17 protein-coding genes are annotated in these 21433 nt (G+C 60.4%); 5 read left to right on the forward strand and 12 right to left on the reverse strand.

Annotation, left to right across the window (positions count from 1 at the left end; all coding sequences use genetic code 11):
• Position 1: 1 nt before the first annotated feature.
• Together AACY07_RS15560 and AACY07_RS15565 are read right to left on the reverse strand one after the other, a co-directional pair.
• Positions 2-1021: an ABC transporter substrate-binding protein gene (locus AACY07_RS15560; RefSeq protein WP_133078543.1), complete on the reverse strand. Its 1020-nt coding sequence runs from the start codon at positions 1019-1021 to the stop codon at positions 2-4.
• 26 nt (positions 1022-1047) lie between these two features.
• Complete coding sequence (locus AACY07_RS15565; protein ID WP_339475847.1) at positions 1048-1944, reverse strand: TauD/TfdA dioxygenase family protein; 897 nt, start codon at positions 1942-1944, stop codon at positions 1048-1050.
• Between the two features lie 266 nt (positions 1945-2210).
• Between AACY07_RS15565 and AACY07_RS15570 the strand changes: the two genes are divergently transcribed.
• The gene (locus tag AACY07_RS15570; protein ID WP_339475849.1) at positions 2211-2648 is read left to right on the forward strand and encodes a hypothetical protein; all 438 of its coding nucleotides are present in this window, start codon (positions 2211-2213) and stop codon (positions 2646-2648) included.
• 283 nt (positions 2649-2931) lie between these two features.
• On the forward strand, positions 2932-3501 hold the full coding sequence (mntP, locus tag AACY07_RS15575) for a manganese efflux pump MntP (protein WP_339475932.1): 570 nt from the start codon (positions 2932-2934) through the stop codon (positions 3499-3501).
• Between the two features lie 41 nt (positions 3502-3542).
• Here the strand turns inward: mntP and AACY07_RS15580 are convergent, their stop codons facing one another.
• Complete coding sequence (locus AACY07_RS15580; RefSeq protein ID WP_133078540.1) at positions 3543-4727, reverse strand: sugar transporter; 1185 nt, start codon at positions 4725-4727, stop codon at positions 3543-3545.
• 310 nt (positions 4728-5037) lie between these two features.
• On the opposite strand from AACY07_RS15580, the gene AACY07_RS15585 reads away from it, so the two are divergent.
• Both AACY07_RS15585 and AACY07_RS15590 read left to right on the forward strand, forming a co-directional pair.
• Positions 5038-6096 carry an aromatic ring-hydroxylating oxygenase subunit alpha gene (locus AACY07_RS15585; protein WP_133078539.1) on the forward strand — a complete coding sequence of 353 codons (1059 nt, stop codon included), beginning with the start codon at positions 5038-5040 and terminating at the stop codon, positions 6094-6096.
• A 64-nt stretch (positions 6097-6160) separates the two neighbouring features.
• Positions 6161-7111, forward strand: coding sequence for a PDR/VanB family oxidoreductase (locus tag AACY07_RS15590; protein WP_339475851.1), 951 nt, complete (start codon positions 6161-6163; stop codon positions 7109-7111).
• A 3-nt stretch (positions 7112-7114) separates the two neighbouring features.
• On the opposite strand, the gene AACY07_RS15595 is transcribed toward AACY07_RS15590, so the two are convergent.
• From AACY07_RS15595 to AACY07_RS15630, 8 genes are all read right to left on the reverse strand, one after another.
• The gene (locus tag AACY07_RS15595) at positions 7115-7828 is read right to left on the reverse strand and encodes a GntR family transcriptional regulator (protein ID WP_133078537.1); all 714 of its coding nucleotides are present in this window, start codon (positions 7826-7828) and stop codon (positions 7115-7117) included.
• 312 nt (positions 7829-8140) lie between these two features.
• On the reverse strand, positions 8141-9367 hold the full coding sequence (locus AACY07_RS15600; protein ID WP_339475852.1) for an OprD family porin: 1227 nt from the start codon (positions 9365-9367) through the stop codon (positions 8141-8143).
• A gap of 115 nt (positions 9368-9482) precedes the next feature.
• Positions 9483-10814 (reverse strand): MFS transporter, encoded by a 1332-nt coding sequence (locus AACY07_RS15605; RefSeq protein WP_339475854.1) that lies wholly within the window; start codon positions 10812-10814, stop codon positions 9483-9485.
• A 445-nt stretch (positions 10815-11259) separates the two neighbouring features.
• Complete coding sequence (locus AACY07_RS15610; protein ID WP_339475855.1) at positions 11260-13017, reverse strand: acyl-CoA dehydrogenase; 1758 nt, start codon at positions 13015-13017, stop codon at positions 11260-11262.
• 9 nt (positions 13018-13026) lie between these two features.
• Positions 13027-14268: a thiolase family protein gene (locus tag AACY07_RS15615; RefSeq protein ID WP_219262721.1), complete on the reverse strand. Its 1242-nt coding sequence runs from the start codon at positions 14266-14268 to the stop codon at positions 13027-13029.
• Positions 14265-16148 (reverse strand): feruloyl-CoA synthase, encoded by a 1884-nt coding sequence (locus AACY07_RS15620; protein ID WP_445261386.1) that lies wholly within the window; start codon positions 16146-16148, stop codon positions 14265-14267. The genes AACY07_RS15615 and AACY07_RS15620 overlap by 4 nt, the downstream gene beginning before the upstream one ends.
• 97 nt (positions 16149-16245) lie before the next feature.
• Entirely contained in the window at positions 16246-17694 is a 1449-nt protein-coding gene (locus AACY07_RS15625) for an aldehyde dehydrogenase (RefSeq protein ID WP_339475858.1), read from the reverse strand.
• A 72-nt stretch (positions 17695-17766) separates the two neighbouring features.
• Positions 17767-18597, reverse strand: a complete 831-nt coding sequence (locus AACY07_RS15630; RefSeq protein WP_019822412.1) for a p-hydroxycinnamoyl CoA hydratase/lyase — start codon at positions 18595-18597, stop codon at positions 17767-17769.
• 200 nt (positions 18598-18797) lie between these two features.
• Between AACY07_RS15630 and AACY07_RS15635 the strand changes: the two genes are divergently transcribed.
• A complete protein-coding gene (locus AACY07_RS15635; RefSeq protein WP_322149472.1) occupies positions 18798-19286 on the forward strand; it encodes a MarR family winged helix-turn-helix transcriptional regulator in 489 nt (162 codons plus the stop codon).
• A gap of 760 nt (positions 19287-20046) precedes the next feature.
• Here AACY07_RS15635 and AACY07_RS15640 read toward each other — a convergent pair.
• A complete protein-coding gene (locus AACY07_RS15640; RefSeq protein WP_339475860.1) occupies positions 20047-21330 on the reverse strand; it encodes an OprD family porin in 1284 nt (427 codons plus the stop codon).
• Between the last annotated feature and the right edge of the window lie 103 nt (positions 21331-21433).

Raw genomic sequence — 21433 nt, forward strand, 5'->3', positions numbered from 1 at the left:
GTCAGCTCCCCTGCAGCGGTTTGGCGTCCTGGAAGAAGTAATCTTTCCAGGAGTCGGGTTTGTTTTTGATCGCGCCAACGCGGTACAGAAACTCAGCCAGTGGGTAAGTGTTTTTCGGCGTCACGCTGAACTCGTACTCCGGGGTGTCGATGATCTTCAGCAACTCGTCGCGATCGACTTTGGACTTGGTTACGCGAATGTATGTGTCAGCGGCAGCAGCCTTGTCGTTCTGGGCAAACTCGGCCGCCTCGGTCAACGCCTCGACAAAGGCCTTGTAGGTTTTAGGGTTGTCGTTACGGAACTTCTCGGTGGCAAACAGCACGGTCGGTGAGTTGGGGCCGAGCAAGTCGTAGGTATTGAGCACCACGTGTACGTTGGGGTTTTTCAGCGCCTGATCCTGGAACGGCGGGTTGGAAAAATGCCCGCTCAGCTCTGTACCACCGGCAATCAGCGCAGCCGTGGCATCAGGATGGGGAACGGCGATGGTGTACTTGTCCAGCCGGTTGAATTCCTTGTCGCCCCATTGCTTGGCAGCCGCGTATTGCAAAAAGCGTGACTGCACGGAAACACCCACAGCAGGCACGGCAATGCGGTCCTTCTCGGAGAAGTCGGCAATGGTTTTGACGTTCGGGTTATTGCTCAGCAGGTAGTACGGAAAGTTGCCCAGCGATGCCACGGCCTTGACGTTCTGCTTGCCGTGGGTGCGGTCCCAGATAGTCAGCAGCGGGCCAACCCCGGCGCCGGCAATGTCAATGGAACCGGAAAGCAAGGCATCGTTGACCGCCGCTCCGCCGGACAATTGAGTCCAGTCGACCTTGATGTCGATGCCCTCCTCCTTGCCGTGTTTCTCGATCAGGTTTTGATCGCGCACCACGTTGAGCAGCAGGTAGACAATGCCGAACTGTTCGGCGATACGGATCTCGCCTTCGGCATGGGCCACGGTAGGTGCGACCAGGCTGCCGGCAAGCAGACTCAAGCCCAGGCCTACACTGGCAGCGACGGTTTTGAATGATTTGGGCATGGTTATGCTCCTTGAAATAGGGACGATCAGTAAGGGGCATTGCCCTGAATGGTGGTGCGATAGAGCTTGCGCCGCAGATGGCTTGGGCATCCGGCAGCGAGATGGATCAGCGAACGGTTATCCCAGAACACCAGGTCATGGGGCTGCCATTGATGGCGGTAGATGTTTTCAGGCCGCACGCTGTGGGCGTATAGCTCCTCCAGTAACTGGCGGCTTTCATCCTCGGGCAGGCCCACGATGCGGGTCGTGAACCCCTCGCTGACAAACAGGGCCTTGCGGCCGTTTTCCGGGTGAGTCCGTACCACCGGATGCACCACCTCGCTGACCTGAGCCAGTTGCTCCGGGGTCAGGGTCGGGCGCCAGTTGCCTTCAAATTTGGTTTCGCTGTAGCGCGCCGTATACGAATGCGCGGCCGAGCGGCCCTCCACGGCGCTGCGCAAGGCTTGCGGCAGGCCGTCCCAGGCTTTGTGCATGTCGGCGAACAGCGTATCGCCGCCTTCGCTTGGCAGCTCCTGGGCATGCAGCATCGAGCCCAGGCTCGGCAGCTCTTTATAGGAAAGATCGGAGTGCCAGAACTTGCCCGCATCCCCCAGCCCGATGGATTGGCCGTTCTCGATAATATTGGAGACGATCAGAATTTCCGGGTGGCCGGTCAGCAGAAACTGCTTGAGCACATGGATCTGCAAAATGCCAAAACGGCGACTGAAGGCGATTTGTTGCTGCGGGGTAATGCGCTGATCGCGGAACACCACCACGTGATGCTCCAAATGCGCGCGGTGAATGCGCGCAAAATCCTGGTCATTGACCGGCAACGCCAGATCAAGCCCGATGATTTCGGCACCCACGGCACCGCTGAACGGGCGGATCTCAAAAGACTGAGGGGCGATGCTTACAGCAATCGCAGAGGCAGACGGTGCAGACATAAATCACTCCCACGCAGAGCACACCCAATGGCGCGCTGATCGATCAGAAACTCACGGAGGTCCCGTGTTGGTTCATTTCGTGCGGCGCGTCGATTGGTCGACCTGTACGCAGGGGTATGACTTTATAGGTATAAGAAATTTAATTTAAATACCGTTAGGGAATAAGCATATGACCTGTGATCCGGCTTATTTCGCGCCACGGCCTAAAGCACTGGCGGGCCCTGCCGATGGACTTGAATGGCATAAGGTTTAAAGGACGAATCGACATGGTCGGCAGCATCAACCCCTTGGCATCCAGCCTGAATATCCAGAGCGTGGCCAGCACTGCATCCAGCAAGGCGCCGGACAGCAGCGCCGTGAGTGACGCCAGCGCCACGGCCACCGAACAGGTCAAGCCCCGAGCGTCCAGGGGCGCCAATGCGGCACCTGCGCCAGACAGCAGTGACGACAGTTCAGACACGGTCAAGCAGCTGAAAAAACAAATCGCGCAGCTGCAAAAACAGCTCCAGCAGCAGATGCAGGCACTGCAAAGCATTCAGGCCAGTGACCAGAGCCCGGACGCCAAGGCCGCTGCCGTTGCCGGGGCCCAGGCACAAGTGACGGCTACCACTGCGGCGCTGCAAGCGGCCACGGCCGCATTGCTGCAGGCACTGACAGCCCAAGGCAGCAGTGGCTCGGGGTCGATGGTCAGCACGTCGGCCTGAATGCCCCCCTGCGGGAGCTGACTACGGTTTTCAGGCGATCTTATAAACGAAGAATCCTACGATAAATTTAGCCTTTTCCCTTAATTGCATCATTTGCTGTTATTCTGCGCCCCTCTTTGGGGAGTAGCTGGCCGTCACTTGCGTGGCGGCGCTCTGGTCAACATTCTCGGCAACCTGCCGTGGCCATGGCATCAATACGGATTTGCGAGACCAACGTCATACCTGTGCTGAAGTCGGGCGCGCAGTGCTATGTCGTTGTCTCAAGCCCGGCTGGATGACTGAATTGAACCCAATTGCCCTGATTCTCCTGGCTTTCGCCATGTCCACCGACGCTTTTGCCGCCGCCATTGGCAAAGGCTCAAGCCTGCACAAACCCCGTTTCAGCGAAGCCCTGCGCACCGGTCTGATCTTTGGTGTGATCGAAGCCATTACGCCTGTGATCGGCTGGGCCATCGGTCAGGCGGCCAGCAGCTACGTCACTCAGTGGGACCACTGGATCGCCTTCACCCTGCTGCTGGGTCTGGGCCTGTACATGATCTACAACGGCGTAAAACCCGATGAAGACGAGCCCGAAGACAAACCGTCGCAACACTCTTTCTGGATTCTGGTGGTCACGGCCATCGCCACCAGCATCGATGCGCTGGCGGTAGGCGTTGGCCTGGCTTTTGTGGACGTCAATATCCTGGTGGCTGCTGCTGCCATCGGCCTGGCCACCATGACCATGGTCATTATCGGCACCATGCTTGGCCGGGCGCTGGGCAGCCTCGTCGGCAAGCGTGCGGAGATCGTGGGCGGCGTGGTGTTGATCATCGTGGGCGCCACGATTCTGTACGAGCATCTGAGCGCCGTGTAATACCTTCCGGGGCTCTGGCATTGCGCCAGAACCCCGGTTTTTCAGGCCTGTGCGGCGCTGCGATTTAGCCGGTACATGGTCCAGGCGTAGAACACCAATGCCAGCCCCGCCAGCGAACCCCCCGCCAGCCCGATCCAGGCAAAGCCGAAATGGCTGCCCACCGAACTGCCCAGCAGCGCACCCCCGCCGATCCCGATGTTGTAAATACCCGAGAACATGGCCATCGCCACATCCGTCGCATCGGGCGCCAGTGTCAGAACCCTGGACTGCATCGCCAAACCAAACCCCATGATCGCCATCCCCCAGATAATGCTCAACACACCCAGGGATTCAATCCAGTTGCTGGCCGGCAACAGCAACAGCAGGCTCAGCGCGATCAGGCCTACAGCGATCAACAGGAAAGCCTGCGGGCTGTACTTGTGGAACCAGCTGAAGCAAAGGGAACCGATAATCCCCGCACCGCCGAACAGCAGCAGAATCAGGGTAACGGTACTGCCACTCATGCCGGCCACACCCTGCACAAAGGGCTCGACGTAACTGTAGGCAGTGAACTGTGCCGTGATCACCACCGCCGTCAGCACATAGACCGCCACCAGCGCAGGTCGCTTGAACAACACCGGCAGGCTTCTGAGGGAACCCGAGTTCTGGCTTGGCAACAACGGCAAAGTCCTGGCCAGCCAAAACACCAGCACTGCGGCAAGCACCGCAATCACGATAAAGGTAGTGCGCCAGCCCATCGCCTCACCCAGCAAGCGACCCAACGGCACACCCATGACCATCGCCAGCGACGTACCCGTCGCCAACAGCCCCAAGGCTTGCACCTCCTTGCCTTCTGGCGCCAGCCTCACCGCCAGTGACGCCGTAATGGACCAGAACAGGGCATGAGACAACGCTACCCCGATCCGGCTTAACAATAAAATGCCGAAGTTGGCCGCCAGGCTCGACAGCACATGACTGGCGATAAACAGCCCGAACAGCACGAGCAACAACTTGCGGCGCTCGACGTTGCGGGTCAGCAGCATGATCGGCAGCGATGCCAGCGAAACCACCCACGCATAGATGGTCAGCATCAGTCCGACCTTGGCAGTGGACAGATCAAAGCTGCCGCCAATCGCACTCAACAACCCCACAGGCACAAATTCCGTGGTGTTGAACACAAAGGCGGCCAGCGCCAGCGCGATGACCGGCTGCCAGGTGGCATTGGAGGTAGAAGTGGGGTTGGTCATTTAAAGAATGCACTACTCGCTATCGATGATCTAACAAGCCCATGACACGACCGCCCTTGCAGACCCTTCGAGCCAGAACCACGCAGACGGTAGTTTATAGCCTTCTCGGGGAGCTGTTGATGAACATCGGCACTCCCTGCATATTTATTTAATGGATCCACTACTATCGCTCATCTTTGCATATTGTGTTCGATAATCGCCAAAACCCCCATTCAAACCCAATAATACTCCCGCGTGAAATTGACTTGAAAGATCCCAATGCCGCCTAATGGATCCATAAGAGCAATAACACCTGATCTGGAGATTGGTCATGTACCCAAAAAACACCTGGTACGTCGCATGCACCCCCGATGAAATCACCGACAAGCCTTTGGGCCGGCAGATTTGCGGCGAGAAAATGGTTTTTTATCGCGGCCACGAAAACAAGGTCGCCGCTGTCGAGAACTTTTGCCCGCATCGCGGTGCTCCCCTGTCACTGGGTTATGTCGAGAACGGCAACCTGGTGTGCGGCTATCACGGACTGGTCATGGGCTGCGACGGCAAAACCGTCGAGATGCCCGGACAGCGGGTACGCGGTTTCCCGTGCAACAAAACCTATGCCGTGGTCGAACGCTACGGCTTTATCTGGGTATGGCCCGGCGATCAGGATCAAGCCGACCCTGCATTGATCCACCACCTGGAGTGGGCGGTGAGCGATGAATGGGCCTATGGCGGCGGCCTGTTTCATATCGGTTGCGACTATCGCCTGATGATCGACAACCTGATGGACCTGACCCACGAAACCTACGTACACGCCTCCAGCATTGGCCAGAAGGAAATCGACGAAGTCGCCCCGACCACCACGGTTGAAGGCAACGAAGTCGTCACGGCGCGGCACATGGAAAACATCATGGCCCCGCCGTTCTGGCGCATGGCCTTGCGCGGCAATAATCTGGCCGACGATGTGCCGGTGGACCGCTGGCAGATCTGCCGCTTCTCGCCACCCAGCCACGTCTTGATCGAAGTCGGGGTCGCTCACGCGGGCAAAGGCGGCTACCACGCAGCCCCCGAGTTCAAGGCATCGAGCATCGTGGTCGATTTCATCACCCCTGAAACAGACACCTCGATCTGGTACTTCTGGGGGATGGCACGCAACTTCAACCCTCAGGATCAGGCGCTCACCGCGACCATCCGCGAGGGCCAGGGCAAGATTTTCAGCGAAGACCTGGAGATGCTCGAACAACAGCAACAAAACCTGCTGGACCACCCGCAACGCGCATTGCTCAAGCTCAACATCGACTCGGGCGGCGTGCAGTCACGCCGCGTCCTGGACCGCATCATCGCCAGCGAACGCACACCCGAGCCACACCTGATCGCCACTGCGCAGTAATTCCCGGACGGGGGCGAGCGCACGTGGGCCAGCCCCCTCAATGGCAACGCTTTGAGGAAGCAGCATGATTGATGTGGTGGTGGTATCTCGCAACAACGAAGCACAGGGCATTTGCACCTATGAGCTGGCCAGCGCCGATGGCAGCGCCCTGCCCGCCTTCAGTGCCGGTTCGCACATTGATGTGCACCTGCCCGGCGGACTGATCCGCCAATACTCCCTGTGCAACCATCCTGATGAACAGCATCGCTACCTGATTGGCGTGCTCAGGGATCCGGCGTCACGGGGCGGCTCGCAAAGCCTGCATGAACAGATCAAGCGTGGCGATAGCCTGCGCATCAGTGAACCGCGCAACCTGTTCCCGCTGGTCCACGAAGCCCGCCGCAGCTTGCTGTTTGCAGGGGGCATAGGGATCACCCCGATTTTGTGCATGGCGGAGCGCCTGGCCCACAGCGGCGCAGATTTCGAACTGCATTACTGCGCCCGGTCCAGCGAGCGGGCGGCCTTTGTCGAGCGCCTGCGCAACTCGCCTTTTGCCGACCGGGTGTTCATGCACTTCGACGAGCAGCCAGAGACCGCCCTGAATGCAGCCCAGGTGCTGGCCAGCCCGCAGCCCGGCACCCATTTGTACGTGTGCGGCCCGGGTGGCTTCATGCAGCATGTTCTGGACAGTGCGCGCGCTCAAGACTGGCAGGAGCACGCCCTGCACCGTGAGTACTTCGCCGCCGCCCCGGTTGACAGCAGCAACGACGGCAGCTTTTCGGTCAAGGTGGGCAGCACCGGCCAGGTCTTCGATATTCCAGCGGACAAAACCGTGGTCCAGGTCCTGGAAAGTCACGGCATCGATATACCCATGTCATGCGAGCAAGGGGTATGCGGCACGTGCCTGACCCGCGTGCTGGAAGGCGTTCCGGATCATCGCGACATGTTCCTCACCGAAGAGGAGCAGGCTTGCAACGATCAGTTCACTCCGTGCTGTTCGCGCTCGAAATCGCCCATGCTGGTGCTGGATATCTGAACTTCAATCGGAGCGGTGGATCACTTTCATCCGCTCATTGGCAGTGGCCGAGCCGAAGATTTCGGCATAGCGCAACGTCGCGTTGGCGTGCTCGCGCATGATCGCTTCGGCGCGGGCACCCTGGCGACTGACCAGCGCATCGAACACCGAATGATGCTGCATATGGGCATAGTTGAAGCGCCGGTATTCACGGGCCATGTCCTTGCGATCAACCGCCAGCGCCGTCACGGAAGCAAACGGCAAATGATCATTGCGTGCCAGGGCATCGGCAATGGCCGGGTTGTGACTGCCCTCAACGATAACCTGATGAAAGCGCATATTGAGATCGTGATAGACCTCAAGATCGTCCTCGGTGACGAAGCCTTTATCGAACAGCTCATCCCCTTGCAACAGGCACAACTCCAGGGCGGCCCGTGCCTCTCCCGACAGCCCGCGTTCGGCCGTCAAACGTGCCGCCAGGCCTTCGAGCACCCCGCGCACCTCCACCGCACCCGCGATGTCATTGGCACTGACCGAACGCACCTGAAAACCGCGCCCGCCGAAACGCACCAGCAAGCCTTCCTGCTCAAGCGTGCGAAAGGCCATGCGTACCGGCATGCGGGAGACGCCGAACAACTCGGCAGTGGGAATTTCCATGAGGCGTTCGCCAGCGGCAAGCTCGCCAGAGGCAATCATCTTGCGCAGTGCAATCAGCACCAATTGACCGGGTTTGCTCATCCAGGCAGCATCCAGAAAACGTGAGCGGCCATAGTAACGCATGAGCGGCTTTAGAGACTGAGCGGCGCGCACATCCCTCAGCATCTCCTGCCTGGCACACCTCCTTGTGGGAGCGGGCTTGCTCGCGATGGTATCCACGCGGTTCGACAGACACACCGCACGGCCTGCATCGCAGGCAAGCCAGCTCCCACAAGCAGTGCGCCATTCTCAGAATCTACTGCCTGGCACATCCCCCCTGTGGGAGCGGGCTTGCTCGCGATAGTATCGACGCGGTTCAGCAGACACACCGCACGACCTTCATCGCAGCCCCCCCTACATCGACAACGGATAACTCACGATCACACGGGTCTGGTCGAAGTCGCTGTTGAAGCTGCGACGGTTGGTGGCGTTGTTGACGCGCAAGCTGAGGTTCTTCAGCGTGCCGCTCTGGAACGTATAGCCAACCTCGGTATCGCGCTCCCATTCCTTGCCGTTAGTCCCCTGTTTGGTGGTGGCGTTGTCGCCATGACCATAGCGAACCATCGCCAGCAATCCAGGCACCCCAAGCGCGGCAAAGTTGTAGTCGTAACGCGCTTGCCAGGAGCGCTCGTCGGCATTGCTGAAGTTACCGTTGAACATGTCGTTGCCCAGCGTGCGCCCGCTGCTGCCATACACCGACATCCAGCCGCTGTCCCCGCTGACCCGCTGCAACCCCAGGTACAACGTGTGCCCGCCCGTAGCCGCGGAGAACAATCCATACGCCGTGCGGCTGCTGACCCGACCGATACGCGCGCTGCCATCGTCCTTGTCGATGAAATAACCCAGATTGGCGCCCAGCACCCAGTCACCCACCGGCTGTTTGTGCAGCAGATTGAAATAGCTTTGCTGATAGATATCCGCCAACTGCGAATGCCACGCCCCCACTTGGGTACGCTGCTCATTGAAACGGTACTCAGCCCCCGCATAGTTGAATCGGTCGGAGGTCACGCCCGGCGCAGCCCACGCCGCCAGATCCTGCATGTCCGAAGAGTTGCGCAGGCTCACGGCCCGGTATTGCCCCGCCTGCAGCCCCAGGCCTTCAATCTCCCTGGACACCAGCATGGCGCCACGGAAGGTCTGCGGCAGCAGTCGCCCATCGTCGTAGCGCAACACCGGAACATCCGGCAGCAATTCGCCAACCTTCACTTCCGTTTCCGAAAAACGCGCCTTGGCCGCCAGCCCTGCCCGGCCAAAGTTATCGGCCGCGCGACCATCGCTGTTCACCGGCAGCAGTTCGGAACCACTGGCCACGCGACTGCTGTCGAGCTTGACCCCAAGCATGGCAATCCCTTCCAGGCCAAAACCCACAGGCCCCGGGGTGTAACCGGAGCTGAATTTCAGAATAAAGCCCTGCGCCCATTCATCCACCTTACTTTTGCCGGCGCTGTGGTCACGAAAATCACGATTGAAGTAGTAGTTGCGCAGCATCAAATCGGCCTTCGCGCCGTCAAAAAAACCTTCATCCTGGGCCATTGCCGAGGCACACACCGACAACGACAGCAAACCTGCAAGCATCTTCATTATTATTGTTCTCCGATTGTTGGGCGCAGCCGCTCCCCGCAGCTAATACAGCCCGCCCAGACAGATAGATAAGGGTATGCGCCCGGCCAGGCCGGGCATTGATCAGAAGGTTGAATCAGGCCTGGGCCAGCGCCGGTTGTGCCTGCGAAGTCGACGGCTTGAGCAGCAGCAAGCAACCGGCCGCGATCACGAACACGATGGCAAACACGCCATACAGGTGCAGGGGCTGCCAGCCGGCATCCAGCAGAAAACCGGCCACAATGGGCGACAGGATCGCGCCGATACGCCCAATGCCGATCCCCCAGCCCACGCCCGTCGCTCGTACGGATGCGTCATACACCACTGGCGACAATGCATAGAGCCCGGCAACGCAGCCATTGGAAAACAGCCCGATCAGCAATCCAAGCCCAAGCGCGGCCATGACCGAAGACCCCGAGCCGACAAACAGCACCAGCAAGCCCGCGGTAATCAGCATGAACAGCGACAGCACCCGGGTCAGCGGCCAGCGCGATGACAGGCCGCCGATCAGCGCCGCACCAAAGATCCCGCCCACGCTCAACAGCACGCCGCCGGTAATGCCCTGTTGCGCCGAAAGCCCGGCCGACACCAGCAGTTTTGGCGTCCAGCTCATCACAAAGTAAAAGCCGAACATCACAAGGAAGAACAACAGCCAGATCAGCAGCGTGGTGCGGCGCATGGCGGGCGCCAGAAGCTTGGTCAGGCCGGTACTGGCACCCGCCGGACTCACCACCGCAGCAGGCATCTGGCTCAAGGCTGGCTGCCCCAGGCGTCGGGCCAGGCTATTGATACGTTGCAAGGCCGTGGCCGGGCGGCGCGCCAGCAAAAAGTCCAGCGACTCGGGCAGCCACAGCAACACCAGCGGGATCACCGCAAAGGTCACAACCCCGCCGAAGACAAACACTGAACGCCAGCCCCAATGGGTCAACAACCAGACTGCCAGCAAACCGCCCAGGGTGGCGCCCAGGGCATAGCCGGTGGATTGCAGGCTCACTGCCAGGCCGCGCCAGCGCTTGCTGGCGTACTCGCTGGCAATCACGTTGCTGCTGGCCAGAATCCCGCCAATCCCCAGCCCCGTAAGCCCGCGCAGCAGCGCCAACTGCACCGGTGTCTGGCTCAACGCCGACAGCAGCATGCCCGTGCCGCTGACCACCAGGCACAACAGGATCAATGGGCGTCGACCGATGCGGTCTGCCCAGGGGGCGAGAAACAGTGAACCCGCCGCCATGCCAAACAGCCCGGCACTGAGCAACATGCCGATTTGCGCCCCGCTCAGGCCCCACTCGGCCGACACTGAAGCCGCCGTGAACGCCATCACCAGCACATCAAAGCCATCGATCATGTTCAACACGATGCAGATCCCGATGGCGAGCCATTGAAACCGCACCATCGGACCGTTATCCACGCGAGCTTTCAGATCGATATCCATCATTGCACCTGCCTGTCGCAAGCGACCCGGGCAAGGCAAACGCAAAACACGGCAGTGCGCGCAGACATAAAGCGGACAGAACCCTGACAGTTCTGTGCTCTGGATAAGCCTTTCATGACGAGACCCTTTTTTTTGTAATTTTTATGGGCGACGGTCAGGAAGGAATCCAGCCATCGCCAGGGCGCTAGTCAACCCGTTAATGGATCCACAGGCAATATGAGGGATTGTCACAATCTCAAGAACCCCGGCCCTCAGATCCTGAAACCGGCGCAGGGATATTAATTTTTTCCTTTAAATACAATACGTTGCATTACAAAGACCCTCTACACTTTAGCGTTCGATTATCGACCAATCTCGTAGCCAGAAACCCTGCCTGGCCACGAACCCCGTATTAGTCACTTGAAAATCGATTTATTGGATCCACTGAAGCAGTGTTTTCTGGGTATCACTCGACAAACGCCAGGCTCGCCTGTGCGCCACGAATGGAGGCGATTCGGTAGTCGGCTTCTGGCAATACATAGGCAAAAAAGAACTGCGCAGTTTGTAGCTTGCCGGCGCGTACAGGGTCGCTGTCGGGCAGCAAACGGGACACCCGCGCCCCTCGTACCCAGGCAAACCCCAGCAGAGCCACCCCGCACAACCGCAAAAAGTCCCCGGCAACCCGATAGGGATACTCGACCTCCTCGCCAGCGCGCTCACGAACTGCGCCCACCACCGCTTCAAGCTTGTCGCACAGTCGCTCCAGCTCAGTGCCAAAACCGGCACACTCCGAGGCCTCCAGGGCCAGCGCGGACTCCTGGCGCATCACCGCCAGCAACTCGGCAAACGCCCGGCCGTCATCGCCCAGCACTTTGCGCAACAGCAAGTCATTGGCCTGGATCTCGTTGCTCCCCTCATAAATCATCGCGATCCGGCTGTCGCGCAGAGTTTGCTCGATCGCGAACTCGCTGACATAGCCGTAACCGCCGAACACCTGCAAAGCGTTGCTGGCCTGGCGAAACCCCTGGTCGGTGAAAAACGCCTTGATCACGGGCGTCAGCAGTTCTGCCAGTTGCAGGGCGCGCTGTCGCTCGGCCGGGCTCTCTTGGTGCTCAGCCTCATCGAGCAGATGCGCCACCCAATAGCCCACGGCCCGCATCCCCTCGGTGCAGGCGCGCAACTCCAGCAAGGTGCGGCGCATGGCCGGGTGAAAATGGATCGGGTCGGCGGCATCGGCACTGACCCCGACAGGCCGCACCGGCGCACGCATCTGCTTGCGTTCCAGGGCATAGTCGCGAGCGTTCTGCCACGCCGCTTCGGCGTGTCCCAGCCCCTGCAGACCCACGTGCAGCCGCGCCGAGTTCATCATCACGAACATCGCCGCCAGGCCGCGATTGGCCTCGCCAATCAGCCAGCCGTGTGCCTGCTCGAACACCAGCGAACAGGTCGCGCTGCCCTTGATCCCCATTTTGTGTTCGATACCGTCGCAACGCACGGTGTTGACCTGATGATGGTCCAGCAGCTTGGGCACCAGAAACAGCGAAATGCCCCGGCTGCCAGCAGGCGCACCGGGCAGTCGCGCCAACACCAGATGCAGGATATTTGCGCTCAGGTCGTGTTCGCCGCCAGAGATAAACAGCTTGCTGCCACTGACACGATAACTGCCGTCGTCTTGCGGTTCGGCACGGCAGCGCAGCAGGCCGACGTCGCTGCCTGCCTGCGGCTCGGTCAGGCACATGGTGGGCAAGACTTCACCGCTGACAATCTGCGGCAAATAACGCGCCTTGATCCACTGCGGGGCATGGGCCTTGAGGCACAGGTAGGCACCATGGGCGATGCCGGTGTACATGGCCCAGCCATGATTGCTGGCATAGAGCATTTCCTGCAGCGCCGCGTCGAGCAGCTGCGGCAAGCCCTGCCCGCCGTAGGCCTCATCGCACGCCAGGGCTGACCAGCCGCCTTCGGTGTAGGCACGATACGCCTCGACAAATCCGGCGGGCGTCGTCACCCGGCCCGCGTCGAAACTACATCCCTGGCGGTCGCCACTGCTGTTGATCGGCGCAAGCACCTGGGCGCTGAACCGCCCGGCTTCTTCAAGCACCTGGCGGGCCAGCGCCAGATCGAGGTCCTGGAAGCGCTCTGTTTGCGCCCAGGCCCGTGGGGCCTCAAGCCAGTGTTCAATCACAAATTGCATGTCGCGCAGCGGCGCCTGGTATTGCCACATGGGAAAACCTCAAATCGTTGAAAAATGCGGATTCTCGATCAGTACCGCCATGCCCTGGCCACCCCCGACGCACGCCGCGGCAATGCCATAACGCAGATTCTGCTCGCGCAGTTGCCGGGCCAGGGTCAGCACCAGGCGCAGGCCGGTGGCGGCCAGGGGATGCCCCAGGGCAATGGAGCCGCCACGGCAATTGAGCTTTTGCCGGTCCAGTTCCAGTGCCTGTGCCACCGCCAGAACCTGTGCGCCCTGCGCCTCGTTGATTTCAAACAGATCAATCGCGTCCAGCGCCAAACCGCTGCGTTTGAGCAACAACTGGATCGCAGGCACCGGGCCGATACCCATCCGTTGTGGCGCAACACCGACCACCGCCGTCGCCAGTAAATTGGCCAGGGCCGGCTGCCCCGCCGATGCACGGGCGACCAGCGCGGCAGCAGCGCCATCCACCACTGCGCAACTGTTACCCGCCGTCTGCACACCCCCCGGGTGAATGGCCCCCAGTCTGGCCAGGGCCGCGGCGTCGGTGGATCGCGGATGGCTGTCGAGGCTGACCGACTCACATCGACGCGGCAGGCTGATACCCCGCGGCTGGTAGCCTTCCAGCTCAAACACTTCATTGCGCAGGGTGACGATTTCATCCCCCAGCCAGCCGCTGGCCTGGGCGTGAAGTGCCTGCTGGTGACTATTGAGGGCATAGCCGTCCACGGCCTCACGGCTCAGGCCGTACTCCGTGGCCAGGTTTTCCGCCGTGGCAATCATGTCCACACCGGGAGCCGGGTCGTACAGTGCTTCCCAGAGAAAATCCTTGAACTCGACCGGCGCCCCCAGGCGGAATCCACCGCGATGGGTGTAGGCGGCAATCGGGTTGCGGGACATGGACTCCGTGCCCACGCACAGCGCCAGTTCCATGCCGTCATGCAACTGCCCGGCAGCCTGGCGCAACAGTTCAAACCCTGTGGCGCAAATACGCTGCACCGCCAGGGCAGGCACCTGTTGTGCCACACCGCTGTAGAGGCCGATATGACGCGGCAACATGTACGCATCGAAGCTGGCCTGGGCCATTGAACCCGCCAGTACCGAGTCCACTGCCCCCCCGTCCAGCCCGGCACGGGCCAGTACCTCACGGGCGACCTTGATCCCCATGTCGATCGGTGAAACCTGGGCCAATGCCCCGCCCAGGTCGACCCACGGGGTACGAACCGCCTCAAGAATGGCGACATCGGTGAATGCCGAGTACTGCCCCCCAGGGCTCACGACGGCTTGCCAGCACGCAGGATCGAAGGCGCCTGCCCGCGATAAAGCGCTTCCACATGCGCCGCTCGCCATTGCAGCACTGCACGCTGATTGATCGAACCCTTGTCGGTGATTTCACCGCGATCGATCGACGCGGCCTCATCCTGCAGCGCGATCCATTCCAGGCGACTGGCATTGCCACTGGCCTGAAGATTGAGCCGCTGCAACCAGTCAGCAAACCACTGGCGCACCGGTTCACTGGCCAACACCTGCGCGTCGCTGGCGTCGGCAGGCAAGCCCGATAACTGTCGGCACTCGTACAGCCGGGCAAATACCAACGCACCAAGGCATTCGCGATCCGGCGCTGCGATCACCAGATCCTGAACATAGGGCGAACCTTCGAGCACGGCCCGGTTACGCAGCGGCCCCACACTGACAAACACCCCGGATGACAATTTGAAGTCCTCGGCCAGCCGCCCGTCGAACATCAACCCCCATTGCGGGTTGCAAGGATCGGCCAGCTTGATGGCGTCACCGGAGCGGTAAAAACCTTCATCGTCAAACGCCTCGGCACTCTGCTCGGGGGCGCGCCAGTAACCGGGCATGATGTGCGGGCCGCGAAAGCGCCCTTCCAGCTTGCCATCCACCGGTACCAGACGGACCTCACAGCCCGGCGCCGGCAGACCGATGTAACCGGCCATCGACAACGGCCCGGTGGTGAAGGTGCATGAAGGCGAAGCCTCGGTCATGCCCAGCCCGGCCATCATGCGGATGCGTTCGCCACAGTGTTGCTCGGCAACCCGGTCGAGGCGGTCCCAGATACTTTGCGAAAGGCCTGCGGCGGCGAAAAAGAACAGTTTGATGCGGGCAAAAAAACGCTCGCGCAACTCGCTGTCGGTTTCCAGCGCCGTGACCAGTTCTTCCCAGCCTTTAGGCACGGTGAGGTAGGCAGTTGGCGAGATTTCCTTGAGATTGCGCAGGGTTTCGGCAAAGCCCTGAGCCGTTGGTTTACCGCCATCCAGGTACAGCGTACCGCCGTTGTACAGGACGATCCCGAGGTTATGACTGCCGCCAAACGTGTGGTTCCAGGGCAGCCAGTCCACCAGCACCGGAGGTTCTTCGGCAAATACCGGAAAGGTCTGCAACAGCATTTGTTGATTGGCACAGAGCATGCGCTGGGTGGTAATCACCGCTTTGGGCAGCTTGGTCGAGCCTGAAGTGAAGAGAAATTTGGCGATGCTGTCCGGGCCTGACGCCATGAACGCAGCCTGGGCCTCGGCGCCGCCCGGTTGCTCCAGCAAACTGGCAAAGCTCACCTGGGGCCGCCCCGCCATCTCGCCGCGTACCGCTACCAATGGCGTGTCTGCGGGCAATACCGCGTCCACGGCACGCTGATAGACCGCCGCGTCACTGACAAAGATCAGGCCCGGCTGCAACAGGTCGCAGACATGGCGCAACTTGGCAAAATCCTGGGACAGCAACGAATAGGCAGGGGAAACAGGGCAGTAAGGAATACCGGCATACATCGCCCCCAACGCCATCTGCAAATGCTCAATATCGTTGCCCGACAGGATCGCCAGCGGACGCTCTGCCCCCAGGCCATAGGCCAGCAGGCTTTGCGCAATGGCGCGAACGTCTTCCAGCATCTGGGCATAGCTGATGCGACGCCATTGGCCATCAGCGTCCCGTGCAGCGATAAAAGTGTGCCCGGGCCTGATCTGCGCCCAGTGCACCAGGCGATCAAGCAAGCGTTCGGGCATCGGCTCCAGGGTTTCCAGGGAGCGCATGTGCAAGATGCCGCCGACCTCCAGCACTTCGACCGCCGGGTGACCGATGGCCACCTCGCGATAACGTGGCGTCGGTGTAGGGGACTTGGCCGGGGAATTGAATTCGAAACTCACGTCATGCTCCTCCATCAAGGCATGCGCTGCCCGTCCGACACTTAAGCGGCATGGCGCAGGCATGGCTCCTTGTTATTGTTATGCCTTGTGCAGACGATCAGATCGGGTAGTGGCGCGGCCCGTTCTGCAAGGTGATCCAGCGCAACTGGGTGAATTGCTCGATCGACGCCTTGCCGCCAAAACTGCCGTAGCCGCTGGACTTGACCCCGCCAAAAGGCATTTGCGCTTCATCGTGGACCGTCGGGCCGTTGATATGGCAAATGCCCGATTCGACCCGCTGGGCCAGTGCCAGGGCACGCCCGGTGTCCCGACTGAAAATAGCCGCCGACAACCCGAACTCCGAATCGTTGGCCAGGCTCAGCAAGGCCTCATCGCCGTCCCCGCGCAGCAGCACGGCAACCGGGCCAAAGGACTCTTCGCGGTACAGGCGCATGCTCGGGGTCACGCCATCGAGCAACGCCGGTTGCATGATGCTGCCCTCGACCTGACCACCCACCACCAGCCGCGCGCCTTTGCCGACCGCATCGTCGATCAGTGCCTTGATCCGCACACCGGCGCTGGCGTCCACCAGCGAGCCGAGTACCGAGTCGTCCGCCTGGGGATGACCGGCGCGCAAGGTGGCCACCTTGGTTGCCAGCTTGTCGATAAAGGCATCAGCTACCTTGTTGTCCACGATCAGCCGCTCGGTGGACATGCAGATCTGGCCCTGATTGAAGTAAGCGCCAAAGGCTGCGGCGTCGACTGCGGCGTCAAGGTCAGCGTCGTCCAGCACCAGAAACGGCGCCTTGCCCCCCAGCTCCAGAAGGGCCGGTTTGAGGTGACGGGCTGCCAGTTCGGCAACAATGCGCCCCACGTGGGTTGAGCCGGTAAAGTTGACCCGGCGCACCGCCGGATTGGCGATCAGTCGCTCCACAATCGCCGGTGCATCTGCCGGAGCATTGCTGATGACGTTGACCACGCCATCGCCCAGTCCAGCATCCTGCAACACCTGGCCAATCAACCGGTGAACGGCCGGGCTCAGCTCGGAAGCCTTGAGCACCACGGTGTTGCCGCACGCCAGCGGCATGGCCAGCGCACGGGTGGCAAGAATCACCGGGGCATTCCAGGGCGCGATGCCCAGGATCACGCCACAGGGTTGACGCAAGGCCATCGCAAAACTGCCGGGCACATCGGAAGGGATCACTTCGCCGTTGATCTGGGTGGTCATGGAAGCGGCCTCACGAAGCATGCCGGCCGCCAGCTTGACGTTGAACCCATACCAGTTGGCCATGGCCCCGGTTTCACCCGCCGCCTCGATAAACTCGCTCGCCCGTGCCTGCATCAACTCGGCAGCAGCGAGCAGCCGCGTACGTCGTTCATTGGGCGCCAGCGCGGCCCAGGCAGGAAAAGCAGCCTGAGCCGCGGCAACTGCGGCATCGGCATCTTCCAGAGTGGCGGCGGCCACGCGTGACACCACCTCACCCGTCACCGGGTTGCAGCGCTCGAACGTTCGGCCATCACGGGCCGGGCACGACTTTCCGCCGATGAGCAGGGGCACGTCCAACATTGTGATTCCTCTTTATTGTCGTTATCGGGAATTCATTTACAGGGTGCGACCGGCGCACCCTGAACAGCGAGATTAGCGCTTGTAGGCTTGCAGGCCTGGCTTGATGCTCTTGTCATCGAGGAATTGCTTCATGCCCTGCTCACGCCCGCCTTCGGTGTCCAGCAGTCTCGACTGGTCAAGCTTGGCGTACAGGTAATCTTCGTTCTGCTCCCAGGTCAGCTCGCGGCAGCGCTTGAAGCCATGCTTGGCCGCACGCAGAACAACCGGGTTTTTCTCCAGCAGGTTGCGCGCCAGTTCAATGGTGACTTCACGCAGCTGCGCCAGCGGCACGCTCTCATTGACCAGGCCCATCTCGGCGGCTTTACGCCCGTCGAAGGTCTTGCCGGTCATGATGTAGTACAGCGACTGGCGGTGGCCTACGGTGTCTGCCATTGCCTTGCTGACCAGGTTGCCCGGTGGAATGCCCCAGTTGATCTCCGACAGGCCAAACGTAGCCTCGTCGGCGCAGATGGCCAGGTCGCACGCCACCAGCGGGCTGAAGCCGCCACCAAAGCACCAGCCATTGACCATGGCAATCGTTGGCTTGGCGTACATGCGCAGCAACTTCCATTGCCACTGCGACGCTTCACGGCGGATTTTCTCCTGAAGAATCTCGGGACCGGCGTCCACTTCGCGAAAGTACTCTTTCAAGTCCATGCCCGCCGTCCAGGCATCGCCCGCACCGGTCAACACCAACACGCCTGCCTGCGGGTCCTGCTCGAGGGTTTCCAGCACGTCGATCATTTCACGGTTCAGGGTCGGGCTCATGGCATTGCGTTTTTCCGGACGATTGAGAATCACCCAGGCGATGCTGTCTTCGATTTCGACTTTGACGGTTTTCCAGCGGCCTTCGTATTGGCTCATAGCGATTGCTCTCTTGTTGTTCGCTTGAAGATGAGTAAAAACTAACCGGCAAAATTAGTTATGTCAATTAACCATTAATTAAATTAACCAAATTTTTTGGCGGCAACCGCACGTAAAATAACGCAGCGGTGGCTATCAACCTTCAACCGCGGCAAACTAGATAGGTTTATTAACTTCATTCGAGCAAGGACCCTCTATTTATGGCCAAGTCAGCCACCCCTGTCGTCGCCCAAGAGGCCCTGCCTGAAAGCCCGGACGTACAGCCCCCCCTGGACACCGCGCTGGACGAACTGATCGGCTATGCCATGCGTCGCGCCCAGTTAAAGCTGTTCCAGAACCTGATCAGCCGACTGTCGGCCCATGACCTGCGCCCGGCGCAGTTTTCGGCAATGGCGATCATTGACCAGCATCCCGGCCTGATGCAGGCAGACCTGGCCCGTGCGCTGGCGATTGAGCCCCCGCAAGTGGTGCCATTGCTGAACAAACTGGAGAGTCGGGCGTTGGCGGTACGGGTTCGTTGCAAACCCGACAAGCGCTCCTACGGCATCTTCCTGAGCAAGACCGGGGAAGCCCTGCTCAAAGAGCTCAAGGCCATCGCTGCCCAAAGCGACATCGACGCGACCTCGGCGCTGGATAGCGCCGAGCGTGAAGAACTGCTGCGCCTGCTGAAAAAGGTGTATCAGGAGTAGGCCGGGGCTGTAGCCACTGCGTAGCAGTTGACGAGTAGAACGAGGCTACGTTCGAGCGCGCAGCGGTCGCAAATCCGCAACACGCGCAGTGCCTGATTAACCGCGCTAGCTGGTTTCACGACTGCTTCGCAGCCAGACGCAGCCTCGCATGGCTCGTCAGCGACTACAGATTCGCCACCATCTCCGTGTTGTAGTCGCTGACGAGTAGTACGAGGCTGCGATCGAGCGCGCAGCGGTCGCAAATCCTCAACACGCGCAGTGCCTGATAAACCGTGAAAGCTGACTTCACGACTGCTTCGCAGCCGGACGCAGCCTCGCACGGCTCGTCAGCGACTACAGATTCGCCACCATCTCCGTGTTGTAGTCGCTGACGAGTAGTACGAGGCTGCGATCGAGCGCGCAGCGGTCGCAAATCCTCAACACGCGCAGTGCCTGATTAACCGTGCAAGCCGGTTTCACGACTGCTTCGCAGCCGGACGCAGCCTCGCACGGCTCGTCAGCGACTACAGATTCGCCACCATCTCCGTGTTGTAGTCGCTGACGAGTAGTACGAGGCTGCGATCGAGCGCGCAGCGGTCGCAAATCCGCAACACGCGCAATACCTGATTAACCGTGCTAGCCGGTTTCACGACTGCTTCGCAGCCGGACGCAGCCTCGCATGGCTCGTCAGCGACTACAGATTCACCACCATCTCCGTGTTGTAGTCGCTGACGAGTAGAACGAGGCTACGTTCGAGCGCGCAGCGGTCGCAAAACCGCCCCTACCAGATCGGCAAGGTATAGATGGCCAGAAAGCGGGTCTGGTTTTCATCGCGAAAGGCCGCACCTGTCGGGAAGTCGTTGCGGTAAATAGACTTCCTCGCCAAAAGACCCAGGTTTTTCAGCGGCCCGCTCTGGATCACGTACCCCAGCTCCATCTGAAACTCGCGCTCCTTGCGATCATCCGCATTCAAGGACGCCAATTCGATATTGTCACCGCGCACATAACGCAACCGCCCTTTCAATCCCACCACCCCCACCGCCGTGAAGTCGTAGTCGTAAATGGCCTGCCAGGTGCGCTCCTTGGCATTGAGAAAGTCCGAGCTCATGGTCATTTCGCTCATGCCCATCAACTCTGTACCCGAGATGTAAGGCGTCGCCGTATCACCTCTGGAGTGCATGTAGCCCACACTTAAACGATGCCCACCCAGCCGATAACCCAACAACGCCGATGCGTTGATGTTGTCGACCTTGCCTGCTTTGGCACTGCCCGCCTCATCACTGAAAAAACTGCGCAGGTCGGTGGTCAGCACGCCATCCCCCAGGGGCAGGTCGTGCAGCAATGCCAGGGTGCTTTGCTTGTACAAATCCGCCACCTCGACATGGTAGGCGCGCACGCTCAGGTTCTTGTTGACCTGATAATCACCACCGCCGTAAGCCAGGTGCGAGGTTTCAGCCGAGCCCTTGAATCGGCCATTGGGGGACGCGATGGTCATGGCCTGGTAGTTGGTGGAGTCACGTTTGTTGATCGCGTCGATATAACCGGTGTTGAAGGTCAGGCCGTCAATTTCTTTGGAGCTGACGGTGGTCCCGCGAAAGGTCTGGGGCAATAGCCGCGACGGGCTGGCAAAGGCAAACGGCAGAAAAATCGAAACATCACCGGTCTTGAGCGTGGTCTGGCTAAAACGCAGCTTGCCGGTGAAGGCCAGTCGCGAGTACTCATCCGCAGCCTGTTTGTCGCTATTGACCGGCAGCAGTTCGGTGCCGCTGCGGTCAGGCGAAGAGTCCAGCTTGACCCCCAGCAGACCACGCACATCCAGCCCGAAACCGACCGTACCCTCGGTAAAGCCCGACTCCATGTTGGCAATGAAGCCCTGGGCCCATTCCCGCGCGGCGGTCTTGGCGCCACCGTCCTTGTAATCACGGTCCATGTAGTAGTTGCGCAAGGTCAGGGTGCCGTGACTGTCTTCGATAAATCCCTGGGCCCAAACCGGGGTGCTGAACAGGCACAGGGCAATGCACGAAAGCGGGAACAAGCGCAGGGCGCCTTGGTTGAGCGTATGCATATTGAATGTCCATTTATTGTTGTTTTTGACAGAACCAGAACGCTCTCTTGGCGTTTCCTGAGCCAGAGAATGGAAACAAGTCAAAGCAACGTCAATCATAAAT

The organism is Pseudomonas sp. RL_5y_Pfl2_69, from assembly GCF_963970465.1.
In the GTDB taxonomy this organism is placed as follows: domain Bacteria; phylum Pseudomonadota; class Gammaproteobacteria; order Pseudomonadales; family Pseudomonadaceae; genus Aquipseudomonas.